13 protein-coding genes are annotated in these 14,178 nt (G+C 66.2%); 5 read left to right on the top strand and 8 right to left on the bottom strand.

Features of this window, described 5'->3' with window-relative positions:
- The first annotated feature begins 98 nt into the window (after window positions 1–98).
- The 3 genes from phoH2 to AC5RTS_RS02635 all read left to right on the top strand — a co-directional run bounded on the left by phoH2 (window position 99) and on the right by AC5RTS_RS02635 (window position 2,493).
- Window positions 99–1,409: an RNA 5'-3' helicase PhoH2 gene (phoH2, locus tag AC5RTS_RS02645; protein ID WP_493990954.1), complete on the top strand. Its 1,311-nt coding sequence runs from the start codon at window positions 99–101 to the stop codon at window positions 1,407–1,409.
- A 74-nt stretch (window positions 1,410–1,483) separates the two neighbouring features.
- A complete protein-coding gene (locus tag AC5RTS_RS02640) occupies window positions 1,484–2,005 on the top strand; it encodes a prepilin peptidase (protein WP_493990529.1) in 522 nt (173 codons plus the stop codon).
- Window positions 2,006–2,010: 5 nt separating this feature from the next.
- On the top strand, window positions 2,011–2,493 hold the full coding sequence (locus tag AC5RTS_RS02635; protein ID WP_493990528.1) for an NUDIX hydrolase: 483 nt from the start codon (window positions 2,011–2,013) through the stop codon (window positions 2,491–2,493).
- 76 nt (window positions 2,494–2,569) lie between these two features.
- Here AC5RTS_RS02635 and AC5RTS_RS02630 read toward each other — a convergent pair whose 3' ends face one another.
- The 5 genes from AC5RTS_RS02630 to AC5RTS_RS02610 all read right to left on the bottom strand — a co-directional run bounded on the left by AC5RTS_RS02630 (window position 2,570) and on the right by AC5RTS_RS02610 (window position 7,903).
- Window positions 2,570–4,276, bottom strand: a complete 1,707-nt coding sequence (locus tag AC5RTS_RS02630) for an MDR family MFS transporter (RefSeq protein WP_493990527.1) — start codon at window positions 4,274–4,276, stop codon at window positions 2,570–2,572.
- A complete protein-coding gene (locus AC5RTS_RS02625; protein WP_493990526.1) occupies window positions 4,273–4,992 on the bottom strand; it encodes a TetR/AcrR family transcriptional regulator in 720 nt (239 codons plus the stop codon). Before AC5RTS_RS02625 ends, AC5RTS_RS02630 begins: the two co-directional genes overlap by 4 nt.
- Window positions 4,993–5,103: 111 nt before the next feature.
- Window positions 5,104–6,525 (bottom strand): class II fumarate hydratase, encoded by a 1,422-nt coding sequence (locus AC5RTS_RS02620; RefSeq protein ID WP_493990525.1) that lies wholly within the window; start codon window positions 6,523–6,525, stop codon window positions 5,104–5,106.
- Window positions 6,526–6,578: 53 nt separating this feature from the next.
- Entirely contained in the window at window positions 6,579–7,241 is a 663-nt protein-coding gene (locus AC5RTS_RS02615; protein ID WP_493990524.1) for a carbonic anhydrase, read from the bottom strand.
- A 53-nt stretch (window positions 7,242–7,294) separates the two neighbouring features.
- Entirely contained in the window at window positions 7,295–7,903 is a 609-nt protein-coding gene (locus AC5RTS_RS02610; RefSeq protein ID WP_493990523.1) for a DUF4245 domain-containing protein, read from the bottom strand.
- 164 nt (window positions 7,904–8,067) lie between these two features.
- On the opposite strand from AC5RTS_RS02610, the gene glpX reads away from it, so the two are divergent.
- Complete coding sequence (gene glpX / locus AC5RTS_RS02605) at window positions 8,068–9,108, top strand: class II fructose-bisphosphatase (protein ID WP_493990522.1); 1,041 nt, start codon at window positions 8,068–8,070, stop codon at window positions 9,106–9,108.
- Between the two features lie 72 nt (window positions 9,109–9,180).
- On the opposite strand, the gene AC5RTS_RS02600 is transcribed toward glpX, so the two are convergent.
- The gene (locus AC5RTS_RS02600; protein WP_493990521.1) at window positions 9,181–10,017 is read right to left on the bottom strand and encodes a TspO-related membrane protein; all 837 of its coding nucleotides are present in this window, start codon (window positions 10,015–10,017) and stop codon (window positions 9,181–9,183) included.
- A gap of 102 nt (window positions 10,018–10,119) precedes the next feature.
- Between AC5RTS_RS02600 and AC5RTS_RS02595 the strand changes: the two genes are divergently transcribed.
- Window positions 10,120–11,148 carry a lipid II:glycine glycyltransferase FemX gene (locus AC5RTS_RS02595; RefSeq protein WP_493990520.1) on the top strand — a complete coding sequence of 343 codons (1,029 nt, stop codon included), beginning with the start codon at window positions 10,120–10,122 and terminating at the stop codon, window positions 11,146–11,148.
- 23 nt (window positions 11,149–11,171) lie between these two features.
- On the opposite strand, the gene manA is transcribed toward AC5RTS_RS02595, so the two are convergent.
- Window positions 11,172–12,482, bottom strand: a complete 1,311-nt coding sequence (gene manA / locus AC5RTS_RS02590; RefSeq protein WP_493990519.1) for a mannose-6-phosphate isomerase, class I — start codon at window positions 12,480–12,482, stop codon at window positions 11,172–11,174.
- Between the two features lie 48 nt (window positions 12,483–12,530).
- The gene (locus AC5RTS_RS02585; protein WP_493990518.1) at window positions 12,531–14,177 is read right to left on the bottom strand and encodes an LCP family protein; all 1,647 of its coding nucleotides are present in this window, start codon (window positions 14,175–14,177) and stop codon (window positions 12,531–12,533) included.
- Window position 14,178 lies beyond the last annotated feature (1 nt).

Here is a 14,178-nt window from a genome sequence, read left to right as displayed (position 1 = left end):
GGGGTGGCCCCTGACGGGAGTTCCACGTGCCCCACGAGGACGCAAGAAGGCAGTCAGAAGAAATTCCCCACGGATGGGCCGCGGCATCTCCGGCTCCCATCTCCGGCACCGATACGGATCGGGCCAGCTACGTCCTGGACACTTCGGTGCTGCTTTCCGATCCCCGGGCCATCCTGAGGTTCGCCGAACACGAGGTCATTCTGCCCCTGGTGGTGGTGACCGAACTCGAAAACAAACGGCAGGACCCCGAGCTGGGGTATTTCGCACGCAACGCCCTGCGGCTGCTTGATGATCTCCGGGTGCAGCACGGCGGGCTGAGCGCACCCATTCCCCTCGGTCCAAGCGGCGGTACGCTGCGGGTGGAACTGAACCACATTTCCACCGACGTTCTCCCCGACGGGATCCGGGGCAGCGACAATGACAGCCGGATCCTGGCCGTCGCCAAAAGCATGGCCGATGAAGGCCGGAACGTCACCGTGGTGTCCAAGGACCTGCCCATGCGGCTCAAGGCCTCGGCAATGGGCCTGGCCGCGGACGAATACCGCAACGAACTGGTACGGGACAGCGGCTGGACCGGAGTGGCGGAACTGGATATCTCCGAGGCTGATATGGGGCTGCTCTATGAGCACCAGCCCGTTTTTGTCCCCGAGGCTGCCGAGTTGCCGGTAAACACCGGGGCCGTCCTGATGGCGGGACGGGGATCCGCCCTGGGCAGGGTGGGGACGGACAAGAAACTGCGGCTGGTGCGCGGTGACCGGGATGTCTTCGGTCTGCACGGCCGGTCAGCAGAACAGCGCCTGGCCATCGACCTGCTGATGGACCGCGACGTCGGCATCGTCTCGTTGGGCGGCCGGGCGGGGACGGGAAAGTCTGCCCTGGCCCTGTGCGCGGGACTGGAGGCGGTGCTGGAGCGCCGGGAACACCGCAAGGTGGTGGTCTTCCGTCCGCTGTATGCCGTGGGCGGCCAGGAGCTCGGCTACCTGCCCGGATCGGAGTCCGAGAAGATGGGCCCCTGGGGCCAGGCGGTGTTCGACACCCTCGAAGCATTGGTCTCCCCGGAGGTGGTCGAGGAAGTGCTGGACCGCGGCATGCTGGAGGTGCTGCCGCTGACGCACATCCGGGGACGTTCGCTCCATGATTCCTTCGTCATAGTGGATGAAGCACAGTCACTGGAGAAAAACGTGCTGCTGACGGTGCTCTCCCGCATCGGCCAGAACTCCAAGGTGGTCCTGACCCACGACGTGGCCCAACGCGACAACCTGCGGGTGGGGCGGCATGACGGTGTTGCGGCCGTCGTGGAAACACTCAAAGGACATCCGTTGTTCGGGCATATCACCCTCACCCGCTCCGAGCGCTCGCCGATTGCCGCCCTGGTCACCGAACTTCTCGAAGAGGGCCAGATCGGCTAGCCAGGCTGCGCCGGTTGTCCACAGCGAAAGGCCTCCCGGATCCGCGGCCTCGCGCGGTGGGCTAGGTTATGGCCATGCTGGGGGTTGTGGCGGATTACCGGTCGATGGGCGGCGGGGGCGGGGCCGCGGCGCTGCTGCTATGCCTGGCGCTGGGCTGGTTCGGTGTTCTGGCGGTCCGCCTGACGGTGGCGGACGTCCGTACCCGCAGGCTGCCGAACGCTCTGATCCTGCCGTCCTATCCGGCCGTCGGGCTGCTCCTGGGCGGGGCATCGCTGGCTGCGGGGGAGCCGGAGCGTCTGGGCGGGGCGCTGATGGGCGCCGCCGCCCTGTGGGGAGGCTTCTTCGCCCTCCGTCTGCTGAACCCCGCGGGACTCGGTTTCGGGGACGTAAAGCTGGCCGGTCTCCTGGGCCTGTATCTGGGCTTCCTCGGGGCGGGGCAGGTCCTCGCCGGCGTGGTGGCGACCTTTGTGTCCGGAGGCCTGTGGGGGCTGGGACTGATTCTCAGCCGGCGGGGAACGGGGGCGAGCGCCGTGCCGTTCGGTCCGTTCCTGCTGCTGGGCGCTGCGGTGGCCATGCTGGCCCCTGGCCTACAGTAGGACCCATGCCTACCCCTGATTTTGTTTTGTCCCTGCGGGAGCGGATCGGGCACGACCCGCTCTGGCTCCCGGGAGTCACCGCGGTGGTGTTCAACGAGGAACAACAGGTCCTGCTGGGCCGGCGTGCGGACAACGGACGATGGACCCTGATCACGGGCATGCTGGATCCCGGAGAGGAGCCCGGGCCCGGGGCACTGCGCGAGGTCGAGGAGGAAACAGGTGTCCGCGCCGAACTGGTGCACCTGATCCATGTTGGCGCCCACGGACCCGTCACCTTCCCCAACAAAGACGTCTGTTCCTTCCTGAACCTGGCCTTCAGCTGCCGCTATCTCAGCGGCACGGCGCGGGTTAACGACGACGAATCCACCGACGTGGGCTGGTACGCACTCGATGCCCTGCCGGACCTCAGTGAGCGGCACCGGATGCTGATCAGCCTGGCGCTGTCCTCCGACGGCGTGCCGGTCTTTGAGGGCCGGGCCGGGGAATAAAGGGCAAAAAGCGGCAGGGCCCGCCGCCGCACCCTGGGATGCGGCGGCGGGCCCTGCCCGTTCCGGGGACCGTCGGTCAGTGTCCGGTGCCGCGGCCCGGGTTATCCGGTGCCGCTGCGTCAGCGCCCGTTGTCTCCTCGTGCTCCCGCACGCTCTCGCCCGGTGCGGTGCCGCCCTTGAGCCCGGCCAGCCGCTCGGCTTCAAGACGGTCCGCCTCGGGTCCGCCCACGGCCTCGCCGCGGGCCACCATGCCCGCTACATCCGAGAGGGGGATCTGCTTGAGGAAGAGTGCCAGCACCAGGGCAATGACCAGGAACGGAATCAGGTACCAGAACACCGGTGCCAGCGAATCCGCATAGGCGGTGACGATGCCGTCCTGGAGCGGCTCGGGGAGGGTCTCAAGCACCGACGGTTGCAGCGTCGCCGTCGCCTCGCCTGCGGCGGCGGAATCCAGTCCCGCTCCGGCGAAGGTTTCCTTCAGGTTCTCAGCGAGCCGGGAGGTGAACATGGCGCCGAAGATGGCCACGCCCAGGGAAGCGCCGACTTCGCGGAAGTAGTTGTTGCTGGATGTCGCGGTGCCGATCTGGTCCACGGGGACCGAGTTCTGCACTACCAGCACCACTACCTGCATGATGTAGCCCAGGCCGGCGCCGAAGACGAACAGCTGGGCGCAGATGACCCAGACGGGGGTGTCCGCGGACAGCGTGGTCATCCACAGCATGGCGGCAATAACGAGCACGGCACCCATGATGGGGTACTTCTTGTACTTCCCGGTTTTGGTAATCGCCAGGCCGGAGTAAATGGAGGTACCCATCATGCCCACCATCATGGGCAGCATCAGCAGGCCGGAGACGGCGGCGGAGGTGCCCGTGGACATCTGCAGGAACGTCGGGACGAAGGCCAGCGCGGCGAACATGCCCATGCCCAGGGTGAAGCCAATGGCGGTGCTGTTCACGAAGATGGGGTTTTTGAAGAGGCCCAGCGGAATGATCGGGTCCTCCACCCGGCGTTCGATCATCACGAAGATCAGGGCGGCCAGCAGCATGCCGGCGCCGAAGGCCAGCGTGAGCGGGTCCGTCCAGCCGTGATCTGCCCGTCCGCCGAAGTCGGTGAAGAAGATCAGGCAGGTGGTGGCGAGGGACAGGAACACGACGCCGCCGATGTCGATCTTCTTCTGCGCCTTTTTGCTCGGCAGCGTCAGGGTGAAGAAGGCGATCAGGAAGGCGATGATGCCGATGGGGATGTTGATGTAGAACGCCCACTGCCACGTCATGTGGTCCACGAAGAATCCGCCCAGCAGGGGGCCGGCAACGGCGGACAGGCCGAAGATGCCGCCCAGCGGGCCGAGGTACTTGCCGCGCTGGTTGGCCGGCACGATGTCGGCAATGATCGCCTGCGAGAGGATCATCAGGCCGCCGCCGCCCAGGCCCTGGATGGCGCGGAAGATCACGAAGCCCCAGAAGTCCGTGGCAAAGGCACAGCCCACCGATGCTGCGGTGAACAGGGCGATGGCGAAGAGGAACAGATTGCGCCGGCCCAGGACATCGCCGAACTTGCCGTAGATGGGCATCACGATGGTGGTGGCCAGCAAATAGGCGGTGGTGATCCAGGTCTGGTGCTCGACGCCGCCGAGCTCGCCCACGATGGTGGGCATGGCGGTGGAGACAATCGTCTGGTCCAGACTGGACAAAAGCATGCCCGCAATGAGGGCGGAGAAGATGATCCAGATGCGTTTCTGGGTCAGCAGGAGCGGCCCGGAAGCGGGCGCTGCGGTGGTGGTCATGGATGGTCCTTGCAGGAGGGGGGAGGGGCAGTGGAGGTGGAGGGGGCAGCGGGAGGCGAATGTCCGGGCAGCGGTGCCATGCCGGCAAACAGGTCCTGCAGCGCGGCAGCCGCCTCCGCGAGGAGGGACCGGTAGGAGCGGGTATTGCCGGGCGCGAAGAATGCCGGTCCGGCCCGCTGGGTGAGGCAGCTGAACAAACCCAGCGCTGCCTGGATGCGGGGGTCCGTTGCCGGCAGCTTCTCGCGGGCGGACAGGAGGGCGGCGAAGGCGTCCTCGGCGTCCCGGGTGCCGCGCATTATTTTCTGCAGCAGGCGCGGCTCGGCCGCAACGGCATCCTGGAGTGCCGTCATTTGCGTCCGGGACATGGTCATCCGGTCCATCAGTGCTGCGGCAAAGTCCACGAAATCCGCCAGCAGCGAGCCGGAAAGCGAGCCGGTGGCGGCGCTGCCCGCAGCGGGACCGCCGGCAACGAAGGCTTCGGCCAGATCCGCCGGGATTTCATCTGCGGGCGAGCCGAGGATGGCATCCTCCTTGGCCGGAAAATAATTGAAGAAGGTGCGCCGGGAGATGCCGACGTCCGTGCACAGTTCCTCGACGGTAAAGCCGTTGACTCCGTGCGCGGCGGTCAGGAGCCGCGCGGCCTTGATGATGGCGAGTTTTGTGGCGGTGCGTTTCCGCTCCCGCAGCCCGCCGCCAGTCTCTGCACTATTCTTCACAGGGTAAAGTTTTACACTCTGCGTTTCAGAGTGCAAATACCTGCAAGGCCCGAAAAAGGCGTCCGGAAAGCAGCTCAGCGAGCCCCCTCCCGGACGCCCTCCGGGACCCGGCTAGGCCTGCGGCGGCTTGGTCATGGACAGGACATCCAGTGCCTTGTCCAGCTGCTCAACGGTCAGTTCACCGCGCTCCACGTAGCCGAGGTCCTCCACGGCCTGGCGGATGGTCTTGCCCTCCTTGACCGAGTACTTGGCAATCTTGGCCGCGTTCTCGTAGCCGATGAACTTGTTCAGCGGGGTCACGATGGAGGGGGAGGCCTCGGCAAGGTAACGGGCGCGCTCAACGTTGGCTTCGATGCCGTCGATCATCTTGTCGGCCATCACATGCGAGGAGTTGGCCAGCAGGCGGATGGACTCAAGCAGGTTCGCGGCAATGACCGGAATGCCCACGTTGAGCTCGAAGTAGCCGAAGGTGCCGGCCCAGGCCACGGCGGCGTCGTTGCCGACCACCTGTGCCGCTACCTGGAGGACAGCCTCGGAAATGACCGGATTGACCTTGCCCGGCATGATGGAGGAGCCCGGCTGCAGGTCCGGAATGGCGATTTCGCCCAGGCCCGTATTGGGACCGGACCCCATCCAGCGGAGGTCATTGGCGATCTTGGAGAAGGAAACCGCGATGGTGCGCAGCATGCCGGAGACCTCGACGAGTGCGTCCCGGTTGGCCTGTGCCTCGAAGTGGTCGCGGGCCTCGGTCAGCGGCAGGCCTGTGTCCTTGGCCAGCAGTTCAATCACGCGCTGCGGGAAGCCCGCGGGGGTGTTGATGCCGGTGCCGACGGCGGTGCCGCCCAGCGGGACTTCAGCCACGCGCGGCAGGGAGGCCTGGACGCGTTCGATGCCGTAACGGACCTGGGCCGCGTAGCCGCCGAATTCCTGCCCGAGGGTGACGGGAGTGGCGTCCATCAGGTGGGTGCGGCCGGACTTGACGACGTCCTTGAATTCCTCGGCCTTGCGCTCCAGAGAGACAGCCAGGTGCTCGAGGGCCGGAATCAGGTTGTTGATGAGGGCCGAGGTGGCAGCCACGTGCACCGAGGTCGGGAACACATCGTTGGAGGACTGCGAGGCGTTCACGTGGTCGTTCGGGTGCACGGTGGTCTCGCTGCCGGCCTCCTTGAGGGCGCGCGTGGCCAGTTCGGCCAGGACCTCGTTGGTGTTCATGTTCGAGGACGTTCCGGAACCGGTCTGGAAGATGTCGATCGGGAACTGGCCATTGTGGGTGCCGGCGGCGACGGCGTCGGCGGCTTTCTCGATGGCGCGGGCACGCTCGTCGTCGAGCACACCCAGTTCAGCGTTTGCCGTGGCAGCGGCCTTCTTGATCCGGGCCAGCGCTTCGATGTGCGAGGGTTCCAGCACGGTGCCGGAGATGGGGAAGTTCTCCACCGCGCGCTGGGTCTGGGCGCGGTAGAGGGCGGAGGCCGGGACACGGACCTCACCCATGGTGTCGTGTTCGATGCGGTAATCGGAGGTGTCAGAAGTCATGCCCCCAAGCCTAATCTGCCCGGGCGCTGCAGCTGAAACCGTGGTACCAACTGCTACTTGGGCAGCATCGAGCGCTGCACGGCGGGGTGCTCCAGGGCTCCGAAACCGGAGACCAGGTCAGCGCGTCCCTCGGCCAGCCGGTAGGACAGGCCGATGACGGCAACGCGGCCTTCATCCACCGCATCGGAAATGGTGCGCGAGCTTTCCACCAGCAGCTCGGCGGTCTGCTTGGTGTGTTCCACCACCATGTCGTTGACCTCGTGCAGGTCCTTGCGCTGGGCAGCCAGGACGGACGGGGTGATGCGTTCGACGAGGGACCGGACATAGCCGCCGGGCATTTCGCCGGTTTCCACGGTGGCCTTGGCAGCAGTGACGGCACCGCAGCTGTCGTGTCCGAGGACCACGATCAGCGGTACGCCCAGGGTTCCCACGCTGTATTCGAGGGATCCGAGAACGGCGTCATCAATGACCTGGCCCGCGGTGCGGACCACAAAGGCGTCGCCGAGCCCGAGATCGAAAATAATCTCGGCGGCAAGGCGGGAGTCGGAGCAGCCGAAGATGACCGCGAAGGGGTTTTGTTCGTTGACCAGGGAACTGCGCCGCGGGGCGTCCTGGTTCGGGTGGTTGGCGGTACCTGCGACGAAGCGTTCGTTGCCTTCACGCAGTTTCTGCCAGGCCTGTGCGGGGGTGAATGTTCTTCCGGTTGCTGATTCCACGTTTTCGAGGTTACTCCACTGAACTCCGCCGGTGGAGAAAGTGACGGCGGGGTTCAGTTGCCGCGAAGCTCCCCGACTACGTGCTCGGCGAGGACGTCGAACTCGCTCAGATCAGCGGAACCGGACAGCACAATGGTCTGTCCCTCAACCTCGGCCACCATGGCGGCTTCACCGTTCTTCGAGTCCCGCAGCTCCCACGTCACGCCCCCGGCCGGGCGTTCACCGGCCACGGTGGAGTCTCCCGTGCTCTGGTAGAGCCAGGTGGGGTTGGCGGCATCGGTCTGGACCAGTTCGATGAACTCGGTCTCAGGAGTGAGATATCCCACCTCCCAATTGGGTACGCCGTCGTTGCTGCCGGTGTTCCAGCGTGCATAGTTGGCGGTCCAGCCCTCCGGCATTTCCGGGGCCAGCGGGCTGTAGCCGGCATCACCGGCCGCCTGGTTGGCGGCAGCTGCAACATCGACGTTGCGTGCCTGCATCTTGGGGGCGGGGTTCATCAGCACCGGAACAAGGCAGAGCGCCAGGGTAAGACCCGTGGCGATCAGCATCCCCATGACCGTGGCATTGGCACGTTTGGCCTGTTTGCCGGTCAGGACCGGTGTCACTGTTTCCGGTTCGGAATGGTTGATCTGCTGCTGTGGATCCGGTTGCGTTTCACTCACCCCTCCATGATCGCCCATACGGGTAATAAGTCCTACTTTGCACCCGTTCGTGCGGCCCCGGTCCGCGCCCGGGGTGGTGGCTTTGAACACGCAGACTATGATCGGACAAAAGCCTTCTGCTCCTTAGCCGGTGTCCGCAGACGGTTTACATCGAAATTTCGAAGATGAGGTTTGACGTGTCCAAAGGTGCCCAGTACTCAACTCTTTCCCCCGCATTGGCTGTCGGGGACTCCGAGCCGGACCGGAACCTGGCCCTCGAGCTGGTTCGTGTCACCGAGGCCGCTGCCATTGCCGGCGGCCACTGGGTGGGCTTCGGCGACAAGAACGCAGCCGACGGCGCTGCCGTGGACGCCATGCGTTCCCTGATTTCCACTGTCTCCTTCAACGGTGTCGTGGTCATCGGCGAAGGCGAGAAGGACGAAGCCCCCATGCTCTACAACGGTGAGCATGTAGGCGACGGCACCGGCGCGCTGTGCGACGTCGCCGTCGACCCGATCGACGGCACCCGCCTCACGGCGCTGGGCATCAACAACGCCCTGGCCGTGCTCGCCGTCGCCGAGCGCGGCACCATGTTCGATCCGTCCGCCGTCTTCTACATGGAGAAGCTGGTGACCGGTCCCGAGGCCGCCGACATGGTGGACCTGCGCCTGCCGGTCAAGCAGAACCTGCACCTGATCGCCAAGGCCAAGGGCAAGAAGATCAACCAGCTCAACGTGATGGTGCTGGAGCGTGACCGACACAAGCCGCTGGTCCAGGAAATCCGCGACGCCGGTGCCCGCACCCGGATGCTCATGGACGGTGACGTGGCCGGCGGTATTGCGGCCGCCCGCGAGGGAACCGACGTCGACGCGCTGATGGGTATCGGCGGAACGCCGGAAGGCATCATCACCGCCTGCGCCGTCAAAACGCTCGGCGGCGTCATCCAGGGCCGGCTCTGGCCCACCTCGGACGACGAGAAGCAGAAGGCCATCGACGCCGGCCATGACCTGGACCGCGTGATGTCCACCAATGACCTGGTCTGGAGCGACAACTGCTACTTCGCCGCCACCGGCATCACCGACGGTGACCTGCTGCGTGGCGTCCGCTACAAGAAGGACCGCGTGCTGACCCAGTCCATCGTGATGCGGTCGAAGTCCGGCACCATCCGCGTGGTTGACGGCGAGCACCAGGCCCACAAATGGGAGACCTACGCCCGCGCCAACTAATCGAGCGGGCTAAACAGCAGGCGGCCGGGGAATCCCCGGCCGCCTGCTTTTTTGGATGCTGTGTGTCGGGCGTCAGGCTGCGGCCTCCCGGACGGGCCGCCGGACCCGCAGGAGTACCGTCGCCAGCACCACCACCGCGGCGGCAGCTGCGGCAGCCACCGCCGTCGACGTCGATTCGAGTCCGCCGTTGAGCCGGGAGACGGCAATCCACGCCAAACCCCAGCCGAGGGAGGCCGCCGGAGCAAGGCGGCCATGGCCGGCGGCGGCAAGAGCCACTCCCACGCCGGCCGCTACGGCCAGTACACCCCAGGCCCAGATCTCCGGCGCTATCCCGAACCCCCGGAATCCTTCAGAGGTAAGGGCTGAGGCGGTATTGGCTGCCGTGGCCACGCACACCCAGCCGAGGTAGAGGCCCAGTGTGCCGTCAACGGCAATCCACTCAGGCCAGCTGCGGCCGGCGCGCGTGGTGACGTACCGCCGGAAGCAGAGCGCCAGAACAATCAGCAGCAGAACGATGACCACCACGCTGAGGATGACGGCACCGGCCTGGACCGTGAGGATCCACGCGGCATTAAGCAGCAGGGAGGCAGCAACCAGCCAGCCGAGGGAACGCTGGCGGTCCGAGCTGCGCTGGGAGGGAAACCACTGGTAGAGCGTGTAAACGCCCAGGCCCGTATAAATGACGGACCAGATGGAGAAGGCGGGGCTGGCCGGAGCCAGATAGGTGGCATCGGCGCTGAGGGCACCGCCGGCTGCCTCGGCGATGGGCGTGCCGCCGAACACTCCCACCCCGATCATGGAACCCACGATGCACACCAGGAAACAGACCGTCACCGTGATTTGGCGGGCGAGGTCCGATCCACGGTAACCGGTTCGCGCTGTACGGGAGCTGGAAGCTTGAGTACTCATAGTCGACCGTAACAAAGCGTCCGGGCAGAAGGCAGTCCCCGGCAGCGGCGGCAGCCTGTGCCGTTTCGGAACCGTGCGGCGAGGCGAAGTAGGCTGGAAGGCATGACACTGCGCGTTACTCCCTGCTCCGATGCCGCTTCCTGGAATGAAAACGTCAACCGCTTCGGCGGACACCCCCAGCAGTTGTGGGGCTGGGGACAAACCAAAGCGCAGCACGGCTGGAGCGTTGACCGGGTCCTCGTCACTGACGAAGCGGGCGCCCTGGTGGGAAACGCCCAGGTGCTGCTCCGCGCCCTGCCGTTCCCCTTCCGTGCCCTGGCATACATCCCGCGCGGCCCGCAGGGACTGCCGGGACGCGAACTGGAGGTCCTGGACGCGGTAGGCGGGTATGTGAAGAACACCCATCACGCCGTCGCGCTGTCCATTGAACCCGACTGGGATGCCGAAGGACCGCTGGCTGCCGGGCTGCCGGGCCTGGGCTACCGCAGCAGCGGGAACACCATCCTCATCGGGCGGACCCTGATTCTGGACCTTCGGCGGAGCCTGGAAGAGCTGTCCGGGGACATGAGCAAAAAGCACCGGCAGTACATCCGCAAGTCAGGACGTGAAGACCTGACCTACCGCCGGGTCAGCCGCGACGAGATTGCCAAATGCCTCGACGTTTACAAACTCACGGCCCAGCGGGCGAACTTCGGGATCCACGAAGACTCCTACTACCTGGATATCTTCGACAATTTGGGTGAGGATTCCCCGGTCTACGCGGCGTTCAAGGGCGAGGACGTCGTAGCCTTCCTCTGGCTGTCCACCAGCGACTACACGTCTTTCGAGCTCTACGGCGGCATGACGGAGGAAGGGGAGCGGCTTCGGGCAAACTACGCCCTGAAGTGGCATGCCATTTCCGATATGAAGGAACGCGGCATCACCCGGTATGACTTCAACGGCCTGCTCAATGACGGTGTCTCGAAGTTCAAGATGGGGTGGGCCAAGCACGAGGACCAGCTGGCGGGAACCTGGGACAAGCCGCTGTCACCGCTGTATCCCGTCTTTGCCTCGGCGCTACCGCTGGCCAAGTCCGGGATGCGCAAGGCACGTACACTCCTGGCCGGACTGAAGGGCCGCCTCGGGCGTTAGCCTTCCGCTGCCCGGCAGTTCCCCTAGACCGACACGTCCAGGGTCGGCTCGCCGCTGTCCTGCCGGGCGGCTGAGCCGACCGTGACGGCGAACGCCAGCGCGCCGTCGTCGTGCTGGACGGAGTCCGTCGCGAGAGCGGCGGTTACGGGAGCATCCCCGGCCGGCAGGAACGCGCTCTGCCCCGCCTCCAGGACCAGGCTTCCGGCGGGGGAGGAGAGCAGCATGCTGCCGCGCACCACAATGAGGACCGCCGGTCCGTTCTGCGCCACCGGCACCGGCGCCGGTGCCGTGCCCGGATCGGAGGCCAGCTCCAGGCGCTGCAGCTGGAACTCCTCAAACGGCGGGCGGAAGAGTTCCTGGCCGGACGCGGTGTGCTCCGCAGCTACGGAGGGGATGCCGACGGGGCGGAAATCCACGGTCCGCAGCAGTTCGGGGACGTCTATGTGCTTGGCGGTCAGCCCGCCGCGCAGCACGTTGTCCGAGGATGCCATGACCTCCACGCCCAGCCCGTTCAGGTAGGCGTGGACATTTCCGGCCGGCAGATAAACGGCCTCGCCGGGTTGCAGCGATGCGCGGTTGAGCAGGAGCGAGATCAGGACGCCGGGGTCGCCGGGATGGAAGCCGTGCAGCTGGGCCACGGTGGCCAGCTCGCGGGCATGGACGCCGTCGTCGGCGGTATCCGCTGCCGCCGCTGCGATCTCCACGGCCGCACGGACATCCTCGCCGTCGGCAATCAGCGCGCTGAATACCGAGCGCAGCCGCTCCGTGGCGGGATGGCCGGAGGACAACTCCGCAACGATCCATTCCAGCAGTTCCGGAACCCGGCGCCCGGTATCCTCGATGGCCCGGTTGACGGTGCGGAAAAGTTCCGCGGCCTCGTCGGGCTCCCGGAAGCCGCAGAGGGCCTCAAAGGGCGTAAGCGCGAAAATCATCTCGGGTTTGTGGTTGCGGTCCTTGTAGTTGCGTTCCCGGGCGCCCCGGTCCACACCGGCGGCTTCCTCGGCCGCATACCCGGCGTCGGCCTGGTCCGGGGTGGGGTGGACCTGGAGCGACAGCGGAGAGCCGGCAGCCAGGATTTTGGCCAGGAACGGCAGTTCGCTGCCGAAACGTGCGGCGATGTCCGGACCCAGGGCGAGTTCGGGATCCGCGGCGATGAGCTCATCAAGGGTCTGCGCCCCCTCTGCCTCGGACACCAGGACGGACGGCGCCCCGGGGTGCGCACCGATCCACATCTCTGCCTCGGGCTCACCGGAGGGTTCCCGGCCGAAAAGCCCGGCCATCGCAGTGGTGGATCCCCACGCATAGGGTCGAACGGTATTCCGGAGCAGGTACATGGGTCTCTTTCGGCTGCTGGATGGAATCGGAGGCTGGCGGTGTGCCGGTTATCCCGGGCTGCACTCACCGTTGTTGTTCAGGAGCGTACCCAGCGTCGCATCGTCCTGGATCTCGGCCAGGTACTGGAGGTACTCCACCGTGATTTCCGGGGTTTCGGCCTGCGGTGCCTCGACAATGGCTGTCCCGTCCGCGGCTTCGCCGTCGGTACCGCCGGTATCCGTGCCGGAATCAACTCCTGCATCGGCGCCGTCCTGCGGTGCGGCATCCTGCGGTGCGGCTTCCTGGGCAGGAGCCGGCTCCTGTGCGGGGGCGGGCGGCTCATTGGAGGCCGCCAGCTTCTCCTGCACCCGAGCGTGGATCAGGTTGAAGTCCGGGTACGTGACGAAATTGTCCGCTGCGGTGCCGAAGTCCGGCGGACCAATGGTCATCCGCCCCATCGTCCGGTCCTTGGCCTTGAGCGCCAGGTCAACAAAGCTGCCGAGCTGATCCTGCGGCAGGTCCGTCTTGACGATCTGCTCGCCCGCTGAGGCAATGGCCTGGAACCGGGTCAACAGGGTGGCGGGGTCCATCTGCGCCACCATGGCCTGCTGGACGCACTGCTGGCGCGAGATCCGGTGATAGTCGGTGACGAATTCGCGTGAGCGGGCGTACCAGAGGGCGTGGTAGCCGTCCAAGGTCTGCGTGCCCGGCGGGATCCATCCGTCAGGCGGATAGTGCCGGTTGGTGCCGGGAATTTCCCCGGCCGTAATGGGAACCCAGCCACCGGCATTGATGGTGATGCCGCCCATGGCGTCGATGAGGGTGGAGAAACCATCCATGTCCACAATGACATAACCCTGGACATCAAGTCCCAGGATGCCGCTGACCGCATCCATCATGGCCTCCGCGCCCGGGTCTGCCGCGCCCGGGTAGAGGTCCGCGTAGTTCTCGGTCACAGTCTGGTAGAGGCTGTTGATGATGCACTCATCGCCGCAGTTGTACCCGTCCGGATAGATTCCGTAAAGCGGAGAATCCGTGGGGAACGGGGCGTTCTGGAAGTTGCGGGGAATGCTGAAGGTGACCGGCTGGCCCGTCTTGGCGTCCACGCTGATCATGGAGATGCTGTCGGGCCGCAGGCCCGTGCGGTCCTCGCCGGCGTCGCCGCCCATCAGCAGGAAGTTGTAGCGGCCGTCAACGGGATCAAGGGACGGGCCGGACGCGAAGATGGAGCCGAACGTCTGCCGGCTGACATTGAGCAGGTACGCGCCGTAGGCCAGGCTGCCGCTGGTCAGGACCATGAGGGCAACGAGGGCTGTGGCCACCAGGGGACGCGCGCCCCGTTGCAGCAGCGGGGGCCGGATGATGCGCAGCGTATTGAGGAACAGCAGTGCCCAACCCACCGCCAGGAGGGCCAGGACGATCATCAGCAGGAAGGACGCCCAGCCGTGGGTAAGCACGTCGATGAGCAGCGCCCGGTTGGTCAGGGCCACCAGGATGGCCGCAATGGCCAGGGCCCAGACGGTGAAGGTCACCCGCAGTGCGCGCCGGCCAAGCCGCCGGTCACCGGCGACCACCTGCGCGGCGCCGGGGAGCAGCAGCGTCAGCAGCAGGAGAACGAAGGCGCGCTTGGTACGCACCGCGGGGGCTGCTGACTGGGGGTAGCGGACAGGATCCGTGTAGGTGCCCGCGCCGGCGGCGGGAGGGTGCTCGTTCACT

It is taken from the genome of Arthrobacter sp. MDT1-49-2 (assembly GCF_059090185.1).
This window is presented reverse-complemented; position numbering and strand designations above follow the sequence as displayed.

What these genes read in the sequence shown, in the direction of transcription:
- AC5RTS_RS02640 (WP_493990529.1), top strand. Translation starts at nt 1,484, where the DNA reads ATGCTGGGGGTTGTGGCGGATTACCGGTCGATGGGCGGCGGGGGCGGG.
- AC5RTS_RS02635 (WP_493990528.1), top strand. Translation starts at nt 2,011, where the DNA reads ATGCCTACCCCTGATTTTGTTTTGTCCCTGCGGGAGCGGATCGGGCAC.
- AC5RTS_RS02630 (WP_493990527.1), bottom strand. Translation starts at nt 4,276, where the DNA reads ATGACCACCACCGCAGCGCCCGCTTCCGGGCCGCTCCTGCTGACCCAG.
- AC5RTS_RS02620 (WP_493990525.1), bottom strand. Translation starts at nt 6,525, where the DNA reads ATGACTTCTGACACCTCCGATTACCGCATCGAACACGACACCATGGGT.
- glpX (WP_493990522.1), top strand. Translation starts at nt 8,068, where the DNA reads ATGAGGTTTGACGTGTCCAAAGGTGCCCAGTACTCAACTCTTTCCCCC.
- AC5RTS_RS02600 (WP_493990521.1), bottom strand. Translation starts at nt 10,017, where the DNA reads ATGAGTACTCAAGCTTCCAGCTCCCGTACAGCGCGAACCGGTTACCGT.
- AC5RTS_RS02595 (WP_493990520.1), top strand. Translation starts at nt 10,120, where the DNA reads ATGACACTGCGCGTTACTCCCTGCTCCGATGCCGCTTCCTGGAATGAA.
- manA (WP_493990519.1), bottom strand. Translation starts at nt 12,482, where the DNA reads ATGTACCTGCTCCGGAATACCGTTCGACCCTATGCGTGGGGATCCACC.